30 protein-coding genes are annotated in these 20,862 nt (G+C 67.2%); all 30 read left to right on the top strand.

What is annotated here, in order from left to right:
* The first annotated feature begins 122 nt into the window (after positions 1 to 122).
* The 30 genes from B042_RS0100255 (at position 123) to B042_RS0100110 (ending at position 20,733) form a co-directional block, all read left to right on the top strand.
* A complete protein-coding gene (locus B042_RS0100255; RefSeq protein WP_028646520.1) occupies positions 123 to 2,327 on the top strand; it encodes a hypothetical protein in 2,205 nt (734 codons plus the stop codon).
* Between the two features lie 495 nt (positions 2,328 to 2,822).
* On the top strand, positions 2,823 to 3,194 hold the full coding sequence (gene rpsL / locus B042_RS0100250) for a 30S ribosomal protein S12 (protein WP_014912437.1): 372 nt from the start codon (positions 2,823 to 2,825) through the stop codon (positions 3,192 to 3,194).
* Positions 3,195 to 3,196: 2 nt separating this feature from the next.
* Entirely contained in the window at positions 3,197 to 3,667 is a 471-nt protein-coding gene (gene rpsG / locus B042_RS0100245; RefSeq protein ID WP_028646519.1) for a 30S ribosomal protein S7, read from the top strand.
* 39 nt (positions 3,668 to 3,706) lie between these two features.
* Positions 3,707 to 5,818 (top strand): elongation factor G, encoded by a 2,112-nt coding sequence (gene fusA / locus B042_RS0100240; protein WP_028646518.1) that lies wholly within the window; start codon positions 3,707 to 3,709, stop codon positions 5,816 to 5,818.
* A gap of 83 nt (positions 5,819 to 5,901) precedes the next feature.
* On the top strand, positions 5,902 to 7,095 hold the full coding sequence (tuf, locus tag B042_RS0100235) for an elongation factor Tu (protein WP_028646517.1): 1,194 nt from the start codon (positions 5,902 to 5,904) through the stop codon (positions 7,093 to 7,095).
* A gap of 254 nt (positions 7,096 to 7,349) precedes the next feature.
* On the top strand, positions 7,350 to 7,658 hold the full coding sequence (gene rpsJ / locus B042_RS0100230; protein WP_014908366.1) for a 30S ribosomal protein S10: 309 nt from the start codon (positions 7,350 to 7,352) through the stop codon (positions 7,656 to 7,658).
* Between the two features lie 12 nt (positions 7,659 to 7,670).
* Positions 7,671 to 8,321 (top strand): 50S ribosomal protein L3, encoded by a 651-nt coding sequence (gene rplC, locus B042_RS0100225; protein WP_028646516.1) that lies wholly within the window; start codon positions 7,671 to 7,673, stop codon positions 8,319 to 8,321.
* A 3-nt stretch (positions 8,322 to 8,324) separates the two neighbouring features.
* A complete protein-coding gene (rplD, locus tag B042_RS0100220; RefSeq protein ID WP_028646515.1) occupies positions 8,325 to 8,996 on the top strand; it encodes a 50S ribosomal protein L4 in 672 nt (223 codons plus the stop codon).
* A complete protein-coding gene (rplW, locus tag B042_RS0100215; RefSeq protein WP_028646514.1) occupies positions 8,993 to 9,283 on the top strand; it encodes a 50S ribosomal protein L23 in 291 nt (96 codons plus the stop codon). The genes rplD and rplW overlap by 4 nt, the downstream gene beginning before the upstream one ends.
* Before the next feature lie 56 nt (positions 9,284 to 9,339).
* The gene (gene rplB, locus B042_RS0100210) at positions 9,340 to 10,179 is read left to right on the top strand and encodes a 50S ribosomal protein L2 (protein WP_028646513.1); all 840 of its coding nucleotides are present in this window, start codon (positions 9,340 to 9,342) and stop codon (positions 10,177 to 10,179) included.
* Positions 10,180 to 10,191: 12 nt separating this feature from the next.
* Positions 10,192 to 10,470: a 30S ribosomal protein S19 gene (rpsS, locus tag B042_RS0100205; protein WP_028646512.1), complete on the top strand. Its 279-nt coding sequence runs from the start codon at positions 10,192 to 10,194 to the stop codon at positions 10,468 to 10,470.
* 75 nt (positions 10,471 to 10,545) lie between these two features.
* Positions 10,546 to 10,914 (top strand): 50S ribosomal protein L22, encoded by a 369-nt coding sequence (gene rplV, locus B042_RS0100200; protein ID WP_017598542.1) that lies wholly within the window; start codon positions 10,546 to 10,548, stop codon positions 10,912 to 10,914.
* Positions 10,914 to 11,723 carry a 30S ribosomal protein S3 gene (gene rpsC, locus B042_RS0100195; protein WP_028646511.1) on the top strand — a complete coding sequence of 270 codons (810 nt, stop codon included), beginning with the start codon at positions 10,914 to 10,916 and terminating at the stop codon, positions 11,721 to 11,723. The genes rplV and rpsC overlap by 1 nt, the downstream gene beginning before the upstream one ends.
* Before the next feature lie 2 nt (positions 11,724 to 11,725).
* Entirely contained in the window at positions 11,726 to 12,139 is a 414-nt protein-coding gene (gene rplP, locus B042_RS0100190) for a 50S ribosomal protein L16 (protein ID WP_028646510.1), read from the top strand.
* Positions 12,139 to 12,393, top strand: a complete 255-nt coding sequence (gene rpmC / locus B042_RS0100185) for a 50S ribosomal protein L29 (RefSeq protein ID WP_028646509.1) — start codon at positions 12,139 to 12,141, stop codon at positions 12,391 to 12,393. Before rplP ends, rpmC begins: the two co-directional genes overlap by 1 nt.
* On the top strand, positions 12,390 to 12,662 hold the full coding sequence (gene rpsQ, locus B042_RS0100180) for a 30S ribosomal protein S17 (RefSeq protein WP_028646508.1): 273 nt from the start codon (positions 12,390 to 12,392) through the stop codon (positions 12,660 to 12,662). The genes rpmC and rpsQ overlap by 4 nt, the downstream gene beginning before the upstream one ends.
* A 104-nt stretch (positions 12,663 to 12,766) precedes the next feature.
* Positions 12,767 to 13,135 (top strand): 50S ribosomal protein L14, encoded by a 369-nt coding sequence (gene rplN, locus B042_RS0100175; protein ID WP_014911091.1) that lies wholly within the window; start codon positions 12,767 to 12,769, stop codon positions 13,133 to 13,135.
* 3 nt (positions 13,136 to 13,138) lie between these two features.
* The gene (rplX, locus tag B042_RS0100170; protein WP_028646507.1) at positions 13,139 to 13,444 is read left to right on the top strand and encodes a 50S ribosomal protein L24; all 306 of its coding nucleotides are present in this window, start codon (positions 13,139 to 13,141) and stop codon (positions 13,442 to 13,444) included.
* Positions 13,444 to 14,019, top strand: coding sequence for a 50S ribosomal protein L5 (gene rplE, locus B042_RS0100165; protein ID WP_028646506.1), 576 nt, complete (start codon positions 13,444 to 13,446; stop codon positions 14,017 to 14,019). The genes rplX and rplE overlap by 1 nt, the downstream gene beginning before the upstream one ends.
* Positions 14,020 to 14,032: 13 nt before the next feature.
* The gene (locus B042_RS0100160; RefSeq protein ID WP_028646505.1) at positions 14,033 to 14,218 is read left to right on the top strand and encodes a type Z 30S ribosomal protein S14; all 186 of its coding nucleotides are present in this window, start codon (positions 14,033 to 14,035) and stop codon (positions 14,216 to 14,218) included.
* 283 nt (positions 14,219 to 14,501) lie between these two features.
* Entirely contained in the window at positions 14,502 to 14,900 is a 399-nt protein-coding gene (rpsH, locus tag B042_RS0100155) for a 30S ribosomal protein S8 (protein ID WP_028646504.1), read from the top strand.
* Between the two features lie 17 nt (positions 14,901 to 14,917).
* A complete protein-coding gene (rplF, locus tag B042_RS0100150; RefSeq protein WP_028646503.1) occupies positions 14,918 to 15,457 on the top strand; it encodes a 50S ribosomal protein L6 in 540 nt (179 codons plus the stop codon).
* A gap of 2 nt (positions 15,458 to 15,459) precedes the next feature.
* A complete protein-coding gene (gene rplR / locus B042_RS0100145) occupies positions 15,460 to 15,840 on the top strand; it encodes a 50S ribosomal protein L18 (protein WP_028646502.1) in 381 nt (126 codons plus the stop codon).
* Positions 15,841 to 15,890: 50 nt separating this feature from the next.
* A complete protein-coding gene (rpsE, locus tag B042_RS0100140; protein ID WP_028646501.1) occupies positions 15,891 to 16,493 on the top strand; it encodes a 30S ribosomal protein S5 in 603 nt (200 codons plus the stop codon).
* Positions 16,494 to 16,495: 2 nt separating this feature from the next.
* Complete coding sequence (gene rpmD, locus B042_RS0100135; protein WP_028646500.1) at positions 16,496 to 16,681, top strand: 50S ribosomal protein L30; 186 nt, start codon at positions 16,496 to 16,498, stop codon at positions 16,679 to 16,681.
* A complete protein-coding gene (gene rplO, locus B042_RS0100130; protein WP_028646499.1) occupies positions 16,678 to 17,142 on the top strand; it encodes a 50S ribosomal protein L15 in 465 nt (154 codons plus the stop codon). Before rpmD ends, rplO begins: the two co-directional genes overlap by 4 nt.
* Before the next feature lie 284 nt (positions 17,143 to 17,426).
* Positions 17,427 to 18,740 (top strand): preprotein translocase subunit SecY, encoded by a 1,314-nt coding sequence (secY, locus tag B042_RS0100125; RefSeq protein WP_028646498.1) that lies wholly within the window; start codon positions 17,427 to 17,429, stop codon positions 18,738 to 18,740.
* A complete protein-coding gene (locus B042_RS0100120) occupies positions 18,741 to 19,406 on the top strand; it encodes an adenylate kinase (protein ID WP_197024139.1) in 666 nt (221 codons plus the stop codon).
* Positions 19,406 to 20,230, top strand: a complete 825-nt coding sequence (gene map / locus B042_RS0100115; protein ID WP_028646496.1) for a type I methionyl aminopeptidase — start codon at positions 19,406 to 19,408, stop codon at positions 20,228 to 20,230. The genes B042_RS0100120 and map overlap by 1 nt, the downstream gene beginning before the upstream one ends.
* A gap of 53 nt (positions 20,231 to 20,283) precedes the next feature.
* Positions 20,284 to 20,733 carry a DUF1707 domain-containing protein gene (locus B042_RS0100110; protein WP_028646495.1) on the top strand — a complete coding sequence of 150 codons (450 nt, stop codon included), beginning with the start codon at positions 20,284 to 20,286 and terminating at the stop codon, positions 20,731 to 20,733.
* The last annotated feature ends 129 nt before the right edge of the window (positions 20,734 to 20,862 follow it).

Genomic DNA, 20,862 nt, shown 5'->3' with positions numbered 1-20,862 from the left:
GGCGGCGCTCCACCACCTCCCCACCGGGGTGGTGGCGCCGCCGTTCGGCGTTATCGCTATCCGCACAGGGCGGTGCGGACGGGGAACGAGCGCTACGGCGCTGTCTGGAGAGCAGGCACACAGTGACTGAAAACGGGGGCGGCCGGAACACGGGGGCGGGCAGCACCGACTCGTGGTTCAAGCCGACGGAGAACCGCTACCGCACGCAGTCGGAGTACCAGGATCCGCTGGAGGGCGAGGACCCGGACGAGACGGTCTTCCCCGACAGCGGCGGCTACTCGGGGCTGAGCACGTCCCGGCCGGCACTGGTGGAGCCCTACCCGGAGGCGCTCGGCGGGCCACCGCGGCCCCCGCACGCCGCGCCGGATCCGTCCTCTCCGCCGCTGAACCAGGACCCCATCTCCTACCCGGGGGCGGGGGCCGCTGCCTACCGGCCGCTGACACGGATCCCGGGGGAGCCCGTACCCGAGGAGGAACCCGCCTACCCCGGGGTGGCGGCCAGTGCCCAGGTCCCCCTTCCGCCCGAGACGCGGGAGGACGCCTCCCCCTTCTCGGGTGGCGGTCTCGAAACCCCGTCGTGGGAGGAGCCCGGGGACGCTCCGGTCTGGGGCGGGGCGCGGTCGGGCTCGGCCGCGCCGTCCTGGGAGGACTCGGAGGAGTCCGGGTCCTCTTCGTGGGAGCCGGAGGAGTCCCGGTCCTGGGAGGCGTCGGCGGATCTCGCGGCGCCCTATCGGGAGCCGGGGGCGTTCGACGGAGGGTCGGACCAGGCCGTTTCCCCGGACACCGGTACCTCCTGGGACCCTTCCCACGACACCGGTACCTCCTGGTCCCCCTCACGGGACACGGCCGCCCCGTCGTGGGAGGAGCCCGGGGACGCTCCGGTCTGGGGCGGGGCGCGGTCGGGCTCGGCCGCGCCGTCCTGGGAGGACTCGGAGGAGTCCGGGTCCTCTTCGTGGGAGCCGGAGGAGTCCCGGTCCTGGGAGGCGTCGGCGGATCTCGCGGCGCCCTATCGGGAGCCGGGGGCGTTCGACGGAGGGTCGGACCAGGCCGTTTCCCCGGACACCGGTACCTCCTGGGACCCTTCCCACGACACCGGTACCTCCTGGTCCCCCTCACGGGACACGGCCGCCCCGTACGCGGACACCTACGACGACGAACTCTCCGGGACCCCCTCACCCGCCTCGACACGTTTCGACGAGGGAGCGCTCGGCACGGGCAGCGGTAACACCTGGGCCTTCGGCCGCGACGATGAACGCCTGCCGGAGGCGGTGCGCGAGGCCGAACGCAGGCGCCGCGAGAGCACACCCTCCGAACCGCAGTACCAGGACTGGGGACCGGAGCCCTCCGGGCCGGAGACCGCCGCACTCTCCGCCGCGGTCCCCGAGTCCGAGGACCCGCTCTCCGCGCTCGCCGACATGCAGACGAGGGCCCGGGAACAGGACGGTGGACGGGAGGCCGGGTCCGAGGTCGACCCCCTGGGCTTCGAGGGCTCCTACGCGGACCACCGGGCGGAGCCCGACGGTGAGCGGGCCTTCGACGCTCCGTTGTACCCCGCCCGTGAGGAAGGGGACGGGTACCTCGGAACCGGCTACGAGGGGGGCGAACGCTACGACCAGGGCTACGGCGAGCCGTATTCTGACGACCCCCACCAGGACTACGGAGACCCGGACCGCTGGGACCGGCGCAGTGGCGAGTCCTACGGCCGGGCCGAGGGCGGGCCGGACCCGCTCACCGCCGATGCGCACCGCTTCGATCCGGAGGAGCGTCTTCCGGAGGACGCCTATTCCGGCGGTGCCGTCGTGCCCGGGGTGCCCTCGGACTTGGCGCCCCCCGTGCCCTACGTCCAGGACCCCGTCGCTCCGGGCGAAGAGGAGACCGAGGCACCCGGCGAGCAGGAGGAGGACCCGGAGTACGACGACGGGTTCACTCCCGCCGACTACGGGATGCCGGCCGGCCAGTCGGCACGCAGGGCCAGGTCCAAACGGCGCCGGGACCCGATCGCCGGCGACTTCCCCGGGTTCGACGATCGTCCCCTGGGCGGGGAGGCCGGGGACGCCTACCCGGGCTACGACAGCATCGACTTCCTCGCCGACACCGAGCGGGGGGCGCTGATCACCCTCTGGCTGGGCGCCGCCTCGCTGCTTCCCCTCGTCGGTCTGGCCACCGGTCCGGTGGCTCTGTTCGTCACCGGCCCCAAGGCCAAGCAGAGGATTCGCAGGTCCGAAGGTCGCTTGGACGGTTTGGGCTTCATTACCGGGGGAACGGTGCTCGCGACCCTGGGCCTCCTCATCAGCGTGATCTGTGTCGCCTTCTGGTTCGTCCTGTAGCGCACTCGACTGGTTCCTCCGGTCACCGGCCGCCCCTGAACGCCAGGTCGAGGGGGTGGCCGGTGCTTCGAACACCGCGAAGCGCCCTGGACACCGTGATCCTGGAGCGAAGCGCCCCCGGAAGCGAGTAGACTGAAAGCCGACCCACGGCTACGCGAGGATCGAAACTCGCCATGTCGCACACCGCTTTGACCGGGCCACCGGGGAGCGGTAGCCTGTGTGATTGTGCCCGTGAGTCGACGGGTCACACGCGTGTGTGCGGCACCTGAGGCCTCCCGGGAGTGGTCGATTCCTCCCCGGCGACGGCGTAGGCGCGCCGCGCATGTGAACCCCCTCCCATAACGGCTTCCGGCCGGGTGTGTTCGGTTGCGCCGTGCGTCAGAACAGGCGCGACACGCCCGACAGCGGGGGTCGGGGAGATTCGGGAAGTTCAGCAGGTCAATAGCGATATCGGCTACGAGAACCGGCGTAGGTCACGAGGAAGACGGAGACGCGGTGCCCACCATCCAGCAGCTGGTCCGTAAGGGCCGACAGGACAAGGTCGCAAAGAACAAGACCCCGGCGCTGAAGGGGAGTCCGCAGCGTCGTGGTGTGTGCACGCGTGTCTACACCACTACGCCGAAGAAGCCGAACTCCGCTCTGCGCAAGGTCGCCCGCGTGAAGCTGAGCAGCGGCATCGAGGTCACTGCCTACATTCCCGGCATCGGTCACAACCTCCAGGAGCACAGCATCGTGCTGGTCCGCGGTGGTCGTGTGAAGGACCTGCCGGGCGTCCGCTACCGAATTGTCCGCGGCTCGCTCGACACCCAGGGTGTCCGTGGCCGCAAGCAGGCGCGTAGCCACTACGGCGCCAAGAAGGAGAAGTAAGCATGCCGCGCAAGGGCCCGGCGCCGAAGCGCCAGCTCATCACCGACCCGGTCCACGGCTCGCCGCTCGTCACGGCACTGATCAACAAGGTGCTGCTTGACGGCAAGCGCTCCATCGCCCAGAGCGTCGTCTACGACGCCCTGGAGGGTGCTCGCGAGAAGACCGGCCAGGAGCCGCTGGTCGTTCTCAAGCGCGCCCTGGACAACGTCAAGCCCGCGCTCGAGGTCCGCAGCCGCCGCGTCGGTGGCGCGACCTACCAGGTGCCGGTCGAGGTCCGCGCCTCCCGGTCCACCACGCTGGCTCTGCGCTGGCTGGTCTCCTACGCGCGCCAGCGCCGTGAGAAGACCATGACCGAGCGTCTGATGAACGAGCTGGTCGACGCCAGCAACGGACTCGGCGCGGCCGTCAAGAAGCGTGAGGACACGCACAAGATGGCCGAGTCGAACAAGGCCTTCGCTCACTACCGCTGGTAGAGCGGCCGGATCGGAACGGACCGAGGGACGACGAGCCTCATGGCTAAGACTTTGCTTGACCTGGCCAAGGTGCGAAACATCGGCATCATGGCCCACATCGACGCTGGTAAGACCACGACGACGGAGCGCATCCTCTACTACACCGGTGTCACCCACAAGGTGGGTGAGGTCCACGACGGCGCCGCCACGATGGACTGGATGAAGGAGGAGCAGGAGCGGGGTATCACCATTACCTCGGCTGCTACCACCACCCACTGGGACGACCACACCATCAACATCATCGACACGCCCGGCCACGTCGACTTCACGGTCGAGGTCGAGCGTTCGCTGCGTGTGCTGGACGGTGCGGTCGCGGTGTTCGACGCCAAGGAGGGCGTGGAGCCCCAGTCGGAGCAGGTCTGGCGTCAGGCCGACCGCTACAACGTTCCGCGTATCTGCTTCGTCAACAAGATGGACAAGATCGGCGCCGAGTTCCAGCGCTGCGTGGACATGTTCCGCGACCGCCTGGGTGCCAACGCGATGCCGATCCAGCTCAACATCGGGACCGAGGGCGACTTCAAGGGCGTCATCGACCTGGTGAAGATGAAGGCCTACGTGTGGAACGCCGAGGCCGCGCTCGGCGAGATGTACGACACGATCGACATCCCCGACGAGCACGCCGACGAGGCCCGTGAGGCGCGCACCAAGTTCATCGAGACGCTGGCCGAGGCCGACGACGAGATCATGGAGCTGTACCTGGAGGGTCAGGAGCCCTCCGAGGAGCAGCTGGTCCCCGCGATCCGCCGTGCCACCATCGCCGGCACCGCCGTCCCGGTCCTGTGCGGCACCGCCTTCAAGAACAAGGGCGTCCAGCCCCTGCTCGACGCGGTCACCGCCTACCTCCCCTCGCCCCTGGACGTCGAGGCCATCGAGGGCCACGACCCCAAGGACGAGACCGAGGAGACCAAGCTCTCCCGCAAGCCGAGCGTCGACGAGCCGATGTCCGCCCTGGTCTTCAAGATCATGAGCGACCCGCACCTGGGCAAGCTGACCTACGTGCGCATCTACTCCGGTGTCCTGACCTCCGGCTCCCAGGTGATGAACAGCCTCAAGGGCCGCAAGGAGCGCATCGGCAAGATCTACCGCATGCACTCCAACAAGCGTGAGGAGATCGCGGAGGCAGGCGCGGGCGACATCGTGGCGGTCATGGGTCTGAAGGACACCACGACCGGTGAGACGCTGTGCGAGCAGTCCTCTCCGATCGTTCTGGAGTCCATGTCGTTCCCGGCTCCGGTCATCGAGGTGGCCATCGAGCCCAAGACCAAGAGCGACCAGGAGAAGCTGGGCATCGCGATCCAGCGCCTGGCCGACGAGGACCCCTCCTTCCAGGTGTCCTCGGATGAGCAGACCGGTCAGACCGTGATCTCCGGTATGGGTGAGCTGCACCTTGAGGTGCTGGTCAACCGCATGCGCGACGAGTTCAAGGTCGAGGCCAACATCGGCAAGCCGCAGGTGGCCTACCGCGAGACCATTCGCAAGAAGGTCGAGGGCCACGTCTACACCCACAAGAAGCAGACCGGTGGGTCCGGCCAGTTCGCCAAGGTCAAGATCGACCTGGAGCCCCTGGAGTCCGAGAGCGGCGACGCCAGCGGCTACGAGTTCGTCAACGCCGTCACCGGCGGCCGCGTGCCGAGGGAGTACATCCCCTCGGTCGACGCCGGCTGCCAGGAGGCCGCCGAGCTCGGTGTGCTCGCGCACTACCCGCTCGTGGGCATCAAGGTGACGCTCCAGGACGGGCAGTACCACGAGGTCGACTCCTCCGAGATGGCCTTCAAGACCGCCGGTTCGATGGCCTTCAAGGAGGCCGTCAGGCTGGCCAAGCCGACTCTTCTGGAGCCGGTCATGGCCGTCGAGGTCATCACCCCTGAGGACTACATGGGTGACGTCATCGGGGACCTGAACTCCCGCCGCGGACAGATCCAGTCCATGGACGAGCGTTCGGGTGCCCGGGTCGTCAAGGCCCAGGTTCCCCTCTCCGAGATGTTCGGCTACGTGGGGGACCTGCGTAGCCGCACGCAGGGTCGAGCCAACTACTCGATGGTGTTCGACTCCTACGCGGAGGTTCCGTCCGCCGTCGCCCAAGAAATTGTGGCGAAGGTTCGCGGCGAGTAACTCGCCTGCGGACACGTAACCAGTCCGGTCCCGCACCCGCGGGGGCGGACGTCAGATAGCTCTGTACGTCTAGGAGACATCCAGTGGCGAAGGAAAAGTTCGAGCGGACTAAGCCGCACGTCAACATCGGCACCATCGGTCACATTGACCACGGCAAGACCACGCTGACCGCGGCCATCACCAAGGTGCTGCACGATGCGTACCCGAAGCTGAACCCGTTCACCCCGTTCGAGGACATCGACAACGCTCCCGAGGAGCGCGAGCGCGGTATCACCATCTCCGTCGCCCACGTCGAGTACCAGACCGAGGCGCGTCACTACGCCCACGTCGACTGCCCCGGCCACGCCGACTACGTGAAGAACATGATCACCGGTGCGGCGCAGATGGACGGCGCCATCCTGGTCGTGGCCGCCACCGACGGCCCGATGCCGCAGACCAAGGAGCACGTGCTCCTGGCTCGCCAGGTCGGCGTGCCCTACATCGTGGTGGCCCTCAACAAGGCCGACATGGTGGACGACGAGGAGATCTTCGAGCTCGTCGAGCTCGAGGTCCGCGAGCTGCTCAGCGAGTACGAGTTCCCCGGTGACGACGTTCCGGTCACCAAGGTCTCCGCTCTGAAGGCCCTCGAGGGCGACGCCGAGTGGGGCCAGGCGGTCCTCGACCTCATGAAGACGGTCGACGAGTCCATCCCGGAGCCCGAGCGCGACACCGACAAGCCGTTCCTCATGCCGATCGAGGACGTCTTCTCGATCACCGGTCGCGGCACCGTGGTGACCGGCCGCATCGAGCGCGGTGTCGTCAACGTCAACGAGACCGTCGACATCGTCGGCATCAAGGAAGAGAAGCAGAGCACCACCGTCACCGGTGTCGAGATGTTCCGCAAGCTGCTCGACCAGGGCCAGGCCGGTGACAACGTCGGTCTGCTCCTGCGCGGCATCAAGCGCGAGGACGTCGAGCGCGGCCAGGTCGTCATCAAGCCCGGTACGACCACCCCGCACACCGAGTTCGAGGGCCAGGTCGTCATCCTGTCCAAGGACGAGGGCGGTCGCCACACGCCGTTCTTCAACAACTACCGCCCGCAGTTCTACTTCCGCACCACCGACGTCACCGGCGTCGTGACGCTGCCGGAGGGCACCGAGATGGTCATGCCCGGTGACAACACCGCCATGTCCGTCGTGCTGATCCAGCCGGTCGCCATGGAAGAGGGCCTGAAGTTCGCCATCCGTGAGGGTGGCCGGACCGTCGGTGCCGGGCGAGTCACGAAGATCATCAAGTAGGACCCAGGCCGGGGAGCCCCTCATCCGAGGGCGCTCCCCGGCGCGGTGGGCGGGCCGTGCCCGTCACGGCCCGCCCACCGCACCACTCAAGACGTCATCGGGCTCTGTGACGGTGACGCACCGCAGGGGCAAGCCCTGTTGCGGTTTCTCAAGGGAATAGGGGCTCACGGCACACGGCGGTTCCGCCGGGCCTGGGCGTCTGTGACCGGGACTGACACCGTTACGGACACTGAAGCGAAGGACGAACAGGCCATATGGCGGGACAGAAGATCCGCATTCGGCTAAAGGCCTATGACCACGAGGTCATCGACAGCTCGGCGAAGAAGATCGTCGAGACCGTGACGCGAACTGGCGCACAGGTCGCGGGCCCGGTGCCGCTGCCGACGGAGAAGAACGTTTACTGCGTCATCCGATCGCCGCACAAGTACAAGGACTCGCGCGAGCACTTCGAGATGCGCACGCACAAGCGGCTGATCGACATCATCGACCCCACGCCGAAGACCGTCGACTCGCTCATGCGGCTCGACCTTCCGGCGGGTGTTGACATCGAGATCAAGCTTTAAGGACGCACAGACATGGCCACCAAGCAGATCAAGGGAGTTCTGGGCGAGAAGCTCGGCATGACCCAGGTCTTCGACGACGCGGGAGAGATGGTTCCCGTGACGGTTCTGAAGGCCGGTCCGTGCGTCGTGAGCCGCATCCGGACTCCGGACACCGATGGCTACTCCGCCATCCAGCTCGGCTACGGGCAGATCAACCCGCGCAAGGTGAACAAGCCGCTCGGCGACTACCTGCGCAAGAACGACCTGACCCCGCGCCGCCACTACGTCGAGGTCCGCACCGAGGACGCCTCCGAGTACCAGCTCGGCCAGGAGGTCGCGGCGGACAGCTTCGAGAGCGGCCAGAAGGTCGACGTCACGGGTAAGAGCAAGGGCAAGGGCTTCGCCGGTGTGATGAAGCGCCACGGTTTCCGCGGCCTCTCCGCCACGCACGGCACCCAGCGCAAGCACCGCTCGCCCGGTTCCATCGGCGGCTGCGCCACGCCCGGCCGCGTTTTCAAGGGCATGCGGATGGCCGGGCGCGCGGGCAACGTGCGCAAGACCGTCCAGAACCTGACCGTCCACTCCGTGGACGCGGAGAAGGGGCTCATCCTGGTCAAGGGTGCCGTCCCCGGTCCCAACGGCGGTCTGGTGCTCGTCCGCACCGCGGTGAAGGGGGACAAGTAAGCCATGGCCCAGATCGAGGTCACCAGCCCCGAGGGCGGCGCCAAGGGCAGCGTGGAGCTGCCGGAGGACGTCTTCGACGCCAAGGTCAGCATTCCGCTGATCCACCAGGTCGTGAACGCCCAGTTGGCCGCCGGCCGTCAGGGCACGCACGCCACCAAGACCCGCGGCGAGGTCCGCGGCGGTGGCAAGAAGCCCTACCGCCAGAAGGGGACCGGCCGGGCCCGCCAGGGTTCGATCCGCGCCCCGCAGTACACCGGCGGTGGCACGGTGCACGGCCCCCAGCCACGCGACTACGGCCAGCGCACCCCCAAGAAGATGAAGGCCGCCGCCCTGCGCGGTGCCCTCTCCGACCGGGCGCGCCACGGCCGCATCCACGTCGTCACCACCTTCGTGGCCGACGACGTCCAGACCAAGCTCACACAGACCGCTCTGAAGGCGCTGCGCCAGGTGACTGGGTCCGACAAGGTCCTGATCGTGCTGGCCCGCGAGGACGAGCACAACCGGCGAGCCCTGCGCAACCTCCAGGAGGCGCACGTCCTCGACGCGGATCAGGTGAACACCTACGACGTCCTGTACTCGGACGACGTGGTCTTCACCGAAGCGGGCTACGCCGAGTTCCTGGCCCACGCGGCCGGTGCCTCCAAGGCCGCAGAGTCCGAGGAGGACGCCAAGTGAGGATCGCCGACCACCGGGACATCATCATCGAACCGGTGATCTCCGAGAAGAGCTACGGGCTCATGGACGAGAACAAGTACACGTTCATCGTCCGCCCCGACGCCAACAAGACCCAGATCAAGATCGCGATCGAGAAGATCTTCGACGTGAAGGTCGCGAGCGTGAACACGATCAACCGCAAGGGCAAGCGCAAGCGGACCCGTTTCGGTTACGGCAAGCGTCCGGACACCAAGCGCGCGATCGTCGGCCTCGCAGAGGGCCACTCGATCGACATCTTCGGTGTCTGACCTGCCGGGTCTGACCGCTACACATCCAGTAACACGTAAAGGAATGCGCGAAGAAGATGGGCATTCGTAAGTACAAGCCGACGACACCCGGTCGTCGCGGCTCCAGCGTGAGCGACTTCGTCGAGATCACGCGCTCGGAGCCGGAGAAGTCGCTGGTGCGCCCGCTCCACTCCAAGGGCGGCCGCAACGGCCACGGGCGTATCACCGCCCGCCACCAGGGCGGCGGTCACAAGCGCGCCTACCGTGTGATCGACTTCCGTCGCCACGACAAGGACGGTGTGGCGGCCAAGGTCGCGCACATCGAGTACGACCCCAACCGCACCGCTCGCATCGCCCTGCTCCACTACGTGGACGGCGAGAAGCGCTACATCCTGGCGCCCGCCGGCCTGAAGCAGGGCGACCGGATCGAGAACGGCCCGCAGGCCGACATCAAGCCGGGCAACTGCCTCCCGCTGCGCAACATCCCCACGGGTACGTTCGTGCACGCGGTGGAGCTCAAGCCGGGCGGCGGCGCCAAGCTGGGCCGTTCCGCGGGATCGCAGATCCAGCTCCTGGCCAAGGAGGGGCGCTACGCGACGCTGCGCATGCCCTCCGGTGAGATGCGCATGGTGGAGATCACCTGCCGCGCCACCGTCGGCCAGGTCGGCAACGCCGAGCAGTCCAACATCAGTTGGGGCAAGGCCGGACGTTCGCGGTGGAAGGGTAAGCGCCCCACCGTCCGCGGTGTCGTGATGAACCCGGTGGACCACCCCCACGGTGGTGGTGAGGGCAAGTCCTCGGGTGGCCGTCACCCGGTCAGCCCCTGGGGTCAGAAGGAAGGCCGGACCCGGGCCAAGAAGAAGGCCAGTGACAAGCTCATCGTCCGGCGTCGGCGTAGCGGTAAGAAGAAGCGGTAAGGAGCACGTCTGATGCCACGTAGCCTGAAGAAGGGTCCGTTCGTCGACGACCACCTCATCAAGAAGGTGGAAGCGCAGAACGAGGCGAAGACCAAGAACGTCATCAAGACGTGGTCCCGACGGTCCATGATCGTCCCGGACATGATCGGTCACACGATCGCCGTTCACGACGGCCGCAAGCACGTCCCCGTGTTCGTGTCCGAGTCGATGGTCGGCCACAAGCTCGGCGAGTTCGCTCCCACGCGTACTTTCCGCAGCCACGTCAAGGAAGACCGCCGTAGCCGCCGTTAGCGGTTGCAGCAGGCAGTTAAGAACCACGTTCTCCACGGTGAGTGGGGATGAATTTCCGTGAGCGAGGGAAAAGCGATGGGAACGAGGGCTCAGGCACGGTTCGTCCGTGTGACGCCCCGAAAGGCCCGCCGGGTGGTGGACCTTATTCGCGGGTTGCCCGCTGACGAGGCACAGGCGGTGCTCCGGTTCGCTCCCCAGTCGGCGAGTGAGCCCGTTGGCAAGGTGCTGGCCAGTGCCATCGCCAATGCCGAGCACAACGACAAGCTGGACCGCGAGACGCTGGTGGTCGAACGCGCGTGGGTGGACGAGGGTCCGACCCTGAAGCGCATTCGCCCCCGGGGTTTCGGCCGCGCCTTCCGAGTGACCAAGCGGACGAGCCACATCACCGTGGTCGTCGCTGAGAACTCGGGCGCCTCGTCCAAGACGAAGGAAAGGACCCGATAGTGGGGCAGAAGGTAAACCCGCACGGGTTCCGCCTCGGTGTCAGCACCGATTTCAAGAGCCGCTGGTACGCGGACAAGGTCTACAAGGACTACGTCAAGGAAGACGTCGCGATCCGGCGGATGCTGACCCGCAGCATGGAGCGCGCGGGCATCTCCAAGGTCGAGATCGAGCGCACCCGCGACCGTGTCCGTGTGGACGTCTACACCGCCCGTCCGGGCATCGTCATCGGCCGCCGCGGTGCGGAGGCCGACCGTATCCGGACCAAGCTGGAGAAGCTGACCGCCAAGCAGGTGCAGCTCAACGTCTTTGAGGTCAAGAGCCCGGAGACCGACGCGCAGCTCGTCGCCCAGGGCGTCGCCGAGCAGTTGAGCAGCCGTGTGGCCTTCCGCCGCGCGATGCGCAAGGCCATGCAGAGCGCGATCAAGAGCGGGGCCAAGGGCATCCGTATCCAGTGCGGTGGCCGTCTGGGCGGGGCCGAGATGTCCCGCTCGGAGTTCTACCGCGAGGGCCGCGTCCCGCTGCACACGCTGCGAGCCGACATCGACTACGGCTTCTTCGAGGCCCGTACGACGTTCGGCCGCATCGGTGTGAAGGTGTGGATCTACAAGGGTGACGCGCCCGCGACCCGCGCCGAGCGCGAGGCGGCCCGTGCCGCGCAGCGCTCCACCGGTGGCGGCGGTGGCGGTGGCGGCGGTCAGCGCCGTGAGCGTCCGCAGCGCCGTCGGCGCGGCGGTGCCGGCGGTGCCGGCGGCGGCCAGGGTGCCGAGTCCAAGGCTCCGGCCCAGTCCGCGAAGCCCGAGGGGAGCTAACCGTGCTGATTCCTCGTAAGGTCAAGTACCGCAAGCAGCACCACCCGGACCTGCGCGGCAAGGCCAAGGGCGGCACCGAGATCAACTTCGGCGAGTACGGCATCCAGGCCCTGGAGTCGGCCTATGTGACCAACCGCCAGATCGAGTCCGCTCGTATCGCCATGACGCGCCACATCAAGCGCGGCGGCAAGGTGTGGATCAACATCTTCCCGGACCGCCCGCTGACCAAGAAGCCGGCCGAGGTCCGGATGGGCTCCGGTAAGGGTTCGCCCGAGTGGTGGGTCGCCCCGGTCAAGCCGGGCCGTGTGATGTTCGAGCTGTCGGGTGTGCCCGAGGACGTGGCGAAGGAAGCCATGCGCCGTGCGATCCACAAGCTCCCGATGAAGTGCAAGTTCATTAAGCGGGAGGGGGAGTGATGGCGAAGTCCGTGACCGCTGACGAGTTGCGTGACCAGTCCGTCGAGGACCTGGTCGCCAAGCTCAAGGAAGCCAAGACCGAGCTCTTCAACCTCCGCTTCCAAGCCGCCACCGGCCAGCTTGAGAACCACAGCCGTCTGCGCACCGTCAAGCGCGAGATCGCGCGGATCTACACGGTCCTGCGGGAGCACGAGCTGGGCATCATGCCGCTGTCTGGCGCGTCGGCTGAGGAGACGAAGGAAGCAGCCGAATGACTGAGAACCAGACCGCGACCCGCAATTACCGCAAGGTGCGCGAGGGCTACGTCGTCAGCGACAAGATGGACAAGACCGTCGTCGTCGAGGTCGAGGACCGCATCACGCACGCCAGGTACGGCAAGGTCATCCGCCGGACGAGCAAGTACAAGGCGCACGACGAGGCGAACTCCTGCGGCGTCGGCGACCGGGTCCGACTGATGGAGACCCGGCCGCTCTCCGCGACCAAGAACTGGCGCGTCGTGGAGATCCTGGAGAAGGCTAAGTAACCCCGGCCTGGTGGCGGCCGACACACGCGGTCGGCCGCCGCCCCCAGGGGTGAGACCACCTAGCCGTGCGGTAGTGGACCGCACGCATCACATCAGGAGCAGACGTGATTCAGCAGGAGTCGCGACTCAAGGTCGCCGACAACACGGGTGCCAAGGAGATCCTCACCATCCGTGTACTCGGTGGCTCGGGTCGGCGCTACGCCGGGATCGGTGACACCATCGTCGCCACGGTGAAGGACGCCCTGCCTGGCGCTGGAGTCAAGAAGGGCGACGTCGTCAAGGCCGTTATCGTGCGCACCGTCAAGGAGCGCCGCCGGCCCGACGGCTCCTACATCCGCTTCGATGAGAACGCTGCCGTGCTCATCAAGGACGGTGGGGACCCGCGAGGCACCCGCATCTTCGGCCCGGTCGGCCGTGAGCTGCGAGACAAGAAGTACATGCGCATCATTTCGCTGGCGCCGGAGGTGCTGTAGGCGATGAAGATCAAATCTGGCGACGAGGTCATCGTCATCGCCGGCAAGGACAAGGGTGCCACGGGCAAGGTCGTCAAGGCCCTCCCGCGGGAGAACCGTGTCGTCGTCGAGGGCGTCAACCTGGTCAAGAAGCACAGGAAGGCCAACCCGGCGGGTGGCCAGCAGGGCGAGGTCGTCACGAAGGAGGCCCCGATCCACGTGAGCAACGTTGCGCTCGCGGAGGACGGCAAGGCCACCCGTGTGGGCTACCGCTTCGAGGAAGACGGAACCAAGGTTCGGGTCTCCCGCCGCTCTGGTAAGGACATCTGATGACGGTTACCAACGACATCACGGTCCCTCCGATGCCGCGGCTGAAGGAGAAGTACCGTAACGAGATCGTTCCGGCTCTCAAGGACGAGTTCGAGCTCGGCAACATCATGCAGGTCCCTGGCCTGACCAAGATCGCGGTCAACATGGGTGTGGGCGAGGCCGCCCGCGACGCCAAGCTGATCCAGGGCGCGATCGCCGACCTGTCGGCGATCACCGGTCAGAAGCCGCGGATCAACCGCGCGAAGAACTCCATCGCGCAGTTCAAGCTGCGCGAGGGCCAGCCGATCGGCGCCAGTGTCACGCTGCGCGGCGACCGGATGTGGGAGTTCCTCGACAGGATGCTCTCCCTGGCTCTGCCCCGTATCCGGGACTTCCGAGGCCTGTCCCCGAAGCAGTTCGACGGGAACGGAAACTACACCTTCGGTCTGACCGAGCAGGTCATGTTCCACGAGGTGGACCCGGACAAGGTCGACCGTCAGCGTGGGATGGACATCACGATCGTCACCACGGCCACGACCGACGACCAGGGCCGCAGCCTGCTCAAGCGGCTCGGTTTCCCGTTCAAGGAAGCCTGAGGGGTAAGCACACATGGCGAAGAAGTCCCTGATCGCGAAGGCGGCCCGCAAGCCGAAGTTCGCCGTTCGCGCGTATACTCGATGCTCGCGGTGCGGCCGTGCCCGCGCCGTCTACCGGAAGTTCGGCCTGTGCCGTATCTGCTTCCGAGAGATGGCACACCGGGGCGAGCTGCCCGGTATCACCAAGTCGAGCTGGTAGTCTCCGGCGTTTCGGCCCCGCGTCGCGTCCGTCCCCCGGGCGGGTTCCGCGGGGCCGCCACCGGAGGCCGCCGGTCGGCGGTGTGACAGAAGTGGCCGCGTCCGCTGGAGCGGACACGGCTCGGAGATATCCAACCATCAGGGCACGGCAGTCCTCCGGGACCGCGGTGCCCACGACCACGCCGTAGGTCCGTTTGTGCACCCGCACGGGGCGATCCCGTGGACGGGGCAGGCCCTGGGAAGGCCCGCACTCGGAAACCGCGGTGAGGAAGGGCCAATCGGCCATGACGATGACCGACCCGATCGCAGACATGCTGACACGTCTGCGCAACGCGAATTCGGCTTACCACGACACCGTGACGATGCCGTATTCCAAGATCAAGGCGCACATCGCCGAGATCCTCCAGCAAGAGGGCTTCATTCAGGGCTGGCGGAGCGAGGAGGCCCCCGTGGGCAAGAGCCTCGTCCTGGACCTGAAGTACGGCCCCACCCGTGAGCGTTCGATCGCGGGCATCCGCCGGGTCTCCAAGCCCGGTCTGCGTGTGTACGCGAAGAAGGAGAACCTGCCCCGGGTGCTGGGCGGCCTCGGTGTGGCGATCATTTCGACGTCCGGTGGCCTGATGACCGACAAGCAGGCCAAGAAGCACGGCGTTGGCGGCGAAGTCCTCGCCTACGTCTGGTAACAGGGAGAGATTGAAGCATGTCGCGTATTGGCCGACTGCCGATCTCGGCCCCCAAGGGCGTCGAAGTCACGATTGACGGGCAAGACGTCACTGTCAAGGGGCCGAAGGGCGAACTGAAGCACACCGTCGCCGAGCCGATCACCGTCTCCAAGGACGAGTCCGGTGTTCTCACGGTGGCGCGTCCCGACGACAAGCCGGAGAACCGGTCGCTGCACGGCCTGACTCGTGCGTTGATCGCGAACCTCATCGAGGGCGTCTCCAACGGCTACACCAAGACGCTGGAGATCCACGGTGTGGGTTACCGCGTCCAGAAGCGCGGCAACAACCTGGAGTTCTCGCTCGGGTTCAGCCACCCTGTCGTGGTGGAGCCGCCGGAGGGCATCACCTTCCAGGTGGACAAGCCCACGCTGCTCCGTGTCGAGGGGATCGACAAGCAGCAGGTGGGCCAGGTGGCCGCGAACATCCGCGGTCTGCGCAAGCCCGACCCGTACAAGGCCAAGGGCGTGCGGTACCAGGGCGAGCGTATCCGCCGCAAGGCCGGAAAGGCTGGTAAGTAGGCATGTCCATCACCGTGAACCGGAAGCGGACCGCCAAGCGCGCCGTCTCCCGTGCGCGCCGCCAGTTCCGTGGCCGCAAGAAGATCGTGGGGACCGCCGAGCGTCCGCGCCTGGCCGTGTTCCGCTCCTCCAAGCACATCGTCGTCCAGGTCATCGACGACACCAAGGGCCACACGCTGGCCGCCGCGTCCTCCGTCGAGGCGGACGTCCGGGCGGCAGAGGGCACCAAGTCAGACAAGTCCGTGAAGGTCGGCCAGCTCGTCGCGCAGCGCGCGAAGGAGGCCGGTGTCTCCAAGGTCGTCTTCGACCGCGGCGGCAACCGCTACGCCGGACGTATCGCCAAGCTCGCCGACGCGGCGCGCGAGGGCGGACTGGAGTTCTAGCCGATGACCTTTGCAACGGGCAGGATCAACCACGAGATGAGGAACCACTGATGGCTGCAGCACCGCGGCGCGGCGCCGGTGGCGAGCGGCGTGATCGCCGTGACGATCGCCGCGGCGGCGCCGCAGACAAGGGTGTCACCTACATCGAGAAGGTCGTGACCATCAACCGGGTCGCGAAGGTCGTCAAGGGCGGCCGCCGCTTCTCCTTCACCGCTCTGGTCGTCGTCGGCGACGGCAACGGCATGGTCGGTGTCGGTTACGGCAAGGCCAAGGAGGTCCCGGCCGCGATCGCCAAGGGTGTCGAGGAGGCGAAGAAGAACTTCTTCCGCGTCCCCCGCGTCCAGGGCACGATCGTGCACCGGGTCCAGGGCGAGGACGCGGCTGGCGTCGTCCTGCTCCGTCCGGCCGCCCCGGGTACCGGTGTGATCGCCGGTGGTCCGGTGCGCGCCGTCCTGGAGTGCGCCGGTATCCACGACGTGCTGAGCAAGTCGCTCGGCTCGTCCAACCCGCTCAACATCGTGCACGCCACGGTGGCGGCTCTGAAGGGGCTCAACCAGCCCGAGGAGATCGCCGCCCGCCGTGGCCTGCCGATCGAGGACGTCGCTCCGGCCGCGCTGCTGCGTGCCCGTGCCGAGGCGAAGGCGGGTGCCTGACCATGGCCAGGATCAAGATCACGCAGACCCGTTCCAAGATCGGCGGCAAGGTGAAGCAGCACGCTGCTCTCCAGTCGCTGGGTCTGGGCCGGATCGGGAAGTCCACCGTCCGTGAGGACCGCCCCGAGGTGCGCGGTCAGATCACGATCGTCTCGCACCTCGTCTCCGTCGAGGAGGTTGCCGAATGAGCGACTACAGCCCCGACGAGCCGCTCAAGCTGCACCACCTGCGTCCGGCTCCCGGCTCCAACAAGGCCAAGATCCGCAAGGGTCGCGGTGAGGCGTCCAAGGGCAAGACCGCAGGTCGTGGCACGAAGGGCACCAAGGCTCGCAACACCGTGCGGCCCGGCTTCGAGGGCGGCCAGATGCCGCTCATCCGCCGGGTGCCCAAGCTCAAGGGCTTCAGTAACGCCCGGTTCAAGAAGAACTACCAGGTCGTTAACCTGGACCGGCTGACCGAGCTCTACCCCGAGGGTGGCGCGGTCACGGTCGAGGACCTGGTCGCCAAGGGCGCGGTTCGCAAGAACCAGCTCGTCAAGGTTCTGGGTACCGGTGAGATCACCGTCGCCGTGCAGGTGAGCGCCAACGCGTTCTCCTCCTCGGCGAAGGAGAAGATCACCGCGGCCGGTGGCTCCGTCACCGAGCTGTAGGGACCTGTACCGCGATGCGGTCTCGTGGGGGCGTTCACCGGCAGGGTCCGTCAGGGCCAGGCGGTGGACGCCCCCCGCGCGTTGGGACCGACAGGTGAGGGTGACCTGATCCTCACACGGCGAGTGATCACTGTTACAGTGCCATCTGTTCGACCCCCCGGTCTGACGTAATGTGAATACTTCCGAGCACCGGGCACGTGCCCCGTGCTGACGATCTACGACGATTCAGGATCGGCCGCGATGTCTGGAACCCGTTACGCCGCCGACGTGGCGCAGGAGGAGACGTGCTAGGTGCGTTCGTTCGTGCATTCCGCACGCCCGACCTGCGTAACAAGCTGCTGTTCACACTGTTCATCCTGACGCTGTTCCGTCTGGGTGCGGTCATTCCCGTGCCGGGGATCAACTCCGCGGCGATCCGGGACCAGATGGAGGCTCTGCGCTCTGGGGACAGCACCGGCTTGTACGACATGGTCAACCTGTTCAGCGGCGGCGCGCTGCTGCAACTGGCCGTGTTCGCGCTCGGGGTCATGCCCTACATCACCGCGAGCATCATCATCAACCTGTTGACGGTGGTCATCCCCCGCCTGGAGGCCCTCAAGAAGGAGGGGCAGGCCGGACAGGGCAAGATCACCCAGTACACCCGCTATCTCACGCTGATGCTCTCGGTCCTGCAAGCGACCAGCATCGTGGCCATGGCCCGCACGGACATGCTGTTCCAGGGGATCATCCCGGTGCAGGCCTACATGCCCAACCAGGACATCATCACCCTGGTCACCATGGTCTTCGTCATGACCGCCGGCAGTGCGCTGGTCATGTGGTTCGGTGAGCTCATCACCGAGCGCGGTGTCGGCAACGGCATGTCGCTGCTCATCTTCACCACCGTCATCGCGGCCTTCCCGTCCTCGATCATGGGGATGTACGAGGAGCGCTCGGTGTGGGTCTTCTCCATCATCTGTATCGCGGGCCTCGCCCTGATCACCGCGGTGGTCTTCATCGAGCAGGCGCAGCGCCGCATCCCGGTGCAGTACGCCAAGCGCATGGTGGGCCGCCGGATGTACGGCGGAAGCTCCACCTACATCCCGCTGAAGGTCAACCAGGCCGGTATCATCCCGGTGATCTTCGCCTCCTCGATGCTGTTCCTGCCGCAGATGATCATCAACTTCGCGGGCCAGGACTCGGACAACATCGTCATCACCACCCTGCGGACCTACTTCCTCGACGTCACGAGCCCCGTGTACATGGGCACGTTCTTCGTCATGATCGTGGGCTTCGCGTTCTTCTACGTGGCGATCACCTTCAACCCCGAAGAGGTCGCCGACAACATGAAGAAGTACGGTGGGTTCATCCCGGGTATCCGGCCCGGGCGTCCGACGGCCGAATACCTCAGCTACGTGCTGACCCGGCTGACGACGCCCGGCTCTCTGTACCTGGGCGTGATCGCTCTGCTGCCGATGGTGGCTCTGGGGGCCACCGGCGCCTCGATGAACTTCCCGTTGGGCGGCACGAGCATCCTGATCATGGTCGGTGTCGGGCTGGACACGGTGAAGCAGATCGAGAGTCACCTCCAGCAGAGGAACTACGAAGGTTTTCTGCGATAAATGCGTGCAGTATTGGTGGGGCCGCCTGGGGCCGGTAAAGGTACCCAGGCCCAGATCCTCGCGTCGGACCTGTCGATCCCTCAAGTATCCACAGGTGACATCTTCCGGGCCAACGTCAGCGGCGGTACCGAACTGGGCAAGAGGGCCAAGGAGTACATGGACCGCGGTGACCTCGTCCCAGACGAGGTCACCAATGCCATGGTCAAGGACCGCTTGTCCCAGGACGACACGGCCGGAGGCTTCCTGCTCGACGGGTTCCCCCGCAACGTTCCCCAGGCGGAGAAGCTCGGTGAGATGCTCGCCGACCTGAAGGTCGACCTGGACATCGTGCTGGAGCTCAAGGTCGACGAGGAGGAGGTCGTCAAGCGGCTCTCGGGCCGCCGCTCGTGCTCCGAGTGCGGCCGCGCCTACCACGTCGAGTACGACGCCCCCGCGGTGGAGGGCGTGTGTGACACGGACGGCGTCGCCCTGTACCAGCGCCAGGACGACCGGGAGGACACCATCCGGCACCGCCTGGAGGTCTACCGGAAGCAGACAGCTCCCCTGGTGGACTTCTACGCCTCCCAGGGGCTCCTGTCGGCGATCTCCGCTACGGGCTCCGTGGGCGAGGTGACGGCCCGCGCCAAGGCCGCCATCAAGGAGAAGGCGAGCGGGGCCGATGCCTGATGTTCGGTAGATCCAAGCCGGACGTGCAGCTCAAGACGCCGGAACAGATCGCCAGGATGAGGGCGGCGGGCCAGGTCGTGGCCCGCACGTTGGACACGCTCCGGGCCGCGACGCGGCCCGGGGTGTCCACCCTCGAACTCGACGCGATCGCGGAGAAGTCCATCCGGGACGCGGGCGCGGTGCCCTCCTTCAAGGGCTACCACGGTTTCCCGGCATCCATCTGCGCCTCCGTCAACGAGGAGGTCGTCCACGGCATCCCCAGCCGGGAGCGGGTGCTCGCGGAGGGGGACCTGCTCTCCATCGACTGCGGTGCGGTCCTGGAGGGCTGGCACGGCGACTCCGCGATCACGCTCCCCGTGGGCGAGGGCCGTCCGGAGGACCTGGAGATGCTCCGGACCTGCGAGGAGGCCATGTGGCAGGGGATCGCGCAGTTGCGCCCCGGCCGGACCCTCGGTGACATCGGTCATGCGATCGGCGGGTACATCTCCCGCAACGGCGACTACGGCAACGTCCGCGAGTACGGTGGCCACGGCATCGGTACCGAGATGCACATGGACCCGCACGTGCTCAACCACGGCCGCCGGGGCAAGGGTCTGCGCTTGATGGAGGGCATGTGCCTGGCCATCGAGCCGATGACCACCCTGGGCGGGCACGAGGTCCACCAGCTCGACGACGGCTGGACCGTGGTGACGCGTGACGGCGCGCGCGCGGCCCACGTCGAGCACTCCGTGGCGATCACCGCCGAGGGGCCGCTCGTGCTCACCGCGCGGGAGGAGAACCGCGATAAAATAACGCAGATGGGGTTCGTCCAGCCGACCTGGTAGCGGATCCGGCGCCCCGCGCCGGTTCGTCCCGGAGGAGATGCGAGGTGCGCGCAGTGTCCGACCCGGTTCCTTCCATGCGGACGACCGACGCCGACCGCGACCGTGTCGCGGCGTTCCTCCAGGAGCACTTCGCCCAGGGGAGGCTGGACCAGGACGAGTTCACCGAACGGCTGGGGCGGGCCTACAAGGCCCGGACCGCCGGTGAGCTCGCCGAGATCACCGGGGACCTGCCCGAGCGCGACCTCGCGGACCTGCGGAGCGAGCAGGCGGCGGTGGCACCTGCGATCAGCATGCGCGACCCCGCGCTGCTGGTGCCCTGGGCGCTCTACGCCGGGGTGAACCTCCTGTGCTTCGTCATCTGGCTCATTCTGGTCCTCACCGGACAGAACACCTATCCTTGGTTCCTGTGGGTGCTGGGGCCCTGGGGTGTCGTGATGGGCATGGTGACGTTCGGGGTGCTGGCCGCGCAGAGGAACCATCCGCACCGCGGCGACACCGCCTAGGCTCCGTTTCGGAGCGGCTGCGCCGCGGGCGTCGTTTGAGGGTGGTGGGTGGGGGCACCGCGTGCTCTTACCGGCCCCGGACGCGGTGTAGAGTACTCCGTCGGCCGGAGCACGGGTCCGGAGGCGATA

The sequence above is a fragment of the Nocardiopsis sp. CNT312 genome (assembly GCF_000515115.1).
Classification (GTDB): Bacteria; Actinomycetota; Actinomycetes; order Streptosporangiales; family Streptosporangiaceae; genus Nocardiopsis.
Note: the sequence above shows the minus strand (reverse complement) of the source record. Positions and strands in the feature narration are given on the sequence as shown.

Excerpts from the sequence above, each read along its gene's own strand:
- rplR (WP_028646502.1), top strand. The coding sequence starts at position 15,460 with ATGTCCATCACCGTGAACCGGAAGCGGACCGCCAAGCGCGCCGTCTCC.
- rpsJ (WP_014908366.1), top strand. The coding sequence starts at position 7,350 with ATGGCGGGACAGAAGATCCGCATTCGGCTAAAGGCCTATGACCACGAG.
- rpsH (WP_028646504.1), top strand. The coding sequence starts at position 14,502 with ATGACGATGACCGACCCGATCGCAGACATGCTGACACGTCTGCGCAAC.
- rpmC (WP_028646509.1), top strand. The coding sequence starts at position 12,139 with ATGGCGAAGTCCGTGACCGCTGACGAGTTGCGTGACCAGTCCGTCGAG.
- rpsS (WP_028646512.1), top strand. The coding sequence starts at position 10,192 with ATGCCACGTAGCCTGAAGAAGGGTCCGTTCGTCGACGACCACCTCATC.
- rpsE (WP_028646501.1), top strand. The coding sequence starts at position 15,891 with ATGGCTGCAGCACCGCGGCGCGGCGCCGGTGGCGAGCGGCGTGATCGC.
- rpsG (WP_028646519.1), top strand. The coding sequence starts at position 3,197 with ATGCCGCGCAAGGGCCCGGCGCCGAAGCGCCAGCTCATCACCGACCCG.
- rplO (WP_028646499.1), top strand. The coding sequence starts at position 16,678 with ATGAGCGACTACAGCCCCGACGAGCCGCTCAAGCTGCACCACCTGCGT.
- rpsQ (WP_028646508.1), top strand. The coding sequence starts at position 12,390 with ATGACTGAGAACCAGACCGCGACCCGCAATTACCGCAAGGTGCGCGAG.
- rplF (WP_028646503.1), top strand. The coding sequence starts at position 14,918 with ATGTCGCGTATTGGCCGACTGCCGATCTCGGCCCCCAAGGGCGTCGAA.
- B042_RS0100120 (WP_197024139.1), top strand. The coding sequence starts at position 18,741 with ATGCGTGCAGTATTGGTGGGGCCGCCTGGGGCCGGTAAAGGTACCCAG.
- rpmD (WP_028646500.1), top strand. The coding sequence starts at position 16,496 with ATGGCCAGGATCAAGATCACGCAGACCCGTTCCAAGATCGGCGGCAAG.
- fusA (WP_028646518.1), top strand. The coding sequence starts at position 3,707 with ATGGCTAAGACTTTGCTTGACCTGGCCAAGGTGCGAAACATCGGCATC.
- rplE (WP_028646506.1), top strand. The coding sequence starts at position 13,444 with ATGACGGTTACCAACGACATCACGGTCCCTCCGATGCCGCGGCTGAAG.
- rplD (WP_028646515.1), top strand. The coding sequence starts at position 8,325 with ATGGCCCAGATCGAGGTCACCAGCCCCGAGGGCGGCGCCAAGGGCAGC.
- B042_RS0100160 (WP_028646505.1), top strand. The coding sequence starts at position 14,033 with ATGGCGAAGAAGTCCCTGATCGCGAAGGCGGCCCGCAAGCCGAAGTTC.
- rplC (WP_028646516.1), top strand. The coding sequence starts at position 7,671 with ATGGCCACCAAGCAGATCAAGGGAGTTCTGGGCGAGAAGCTCGGCATG.
- rplV (WP_017598542.1), top strand. The coding sequence starts at position 10,546 with ATGGGAACGAGGGCTCAGGCACGGTTCGTCCGTGTGACGCCCCGAAAG.
- rplX (WP_028646507.1), top strand. The coding sequence starts at position 13,139 with ATGAAGATCAAATCTGGCGACGAGGTCATCGTCATCGCCGGCAAGGAC.
- rplB (WP_028646513.1), top strand. The coding sequence starts at position 9,340 with ATGGGCATTCGTAAGTACAAGCCGACGACACCCGGTCGTCGCGGCTCC.
- map (WP_028646496.1), top strand. The coding sequence starts at position 19,406 with ATGTTCGGTAGATCCAAGCCGGACGTGCAGCTCAAGACGCCGGAACAG.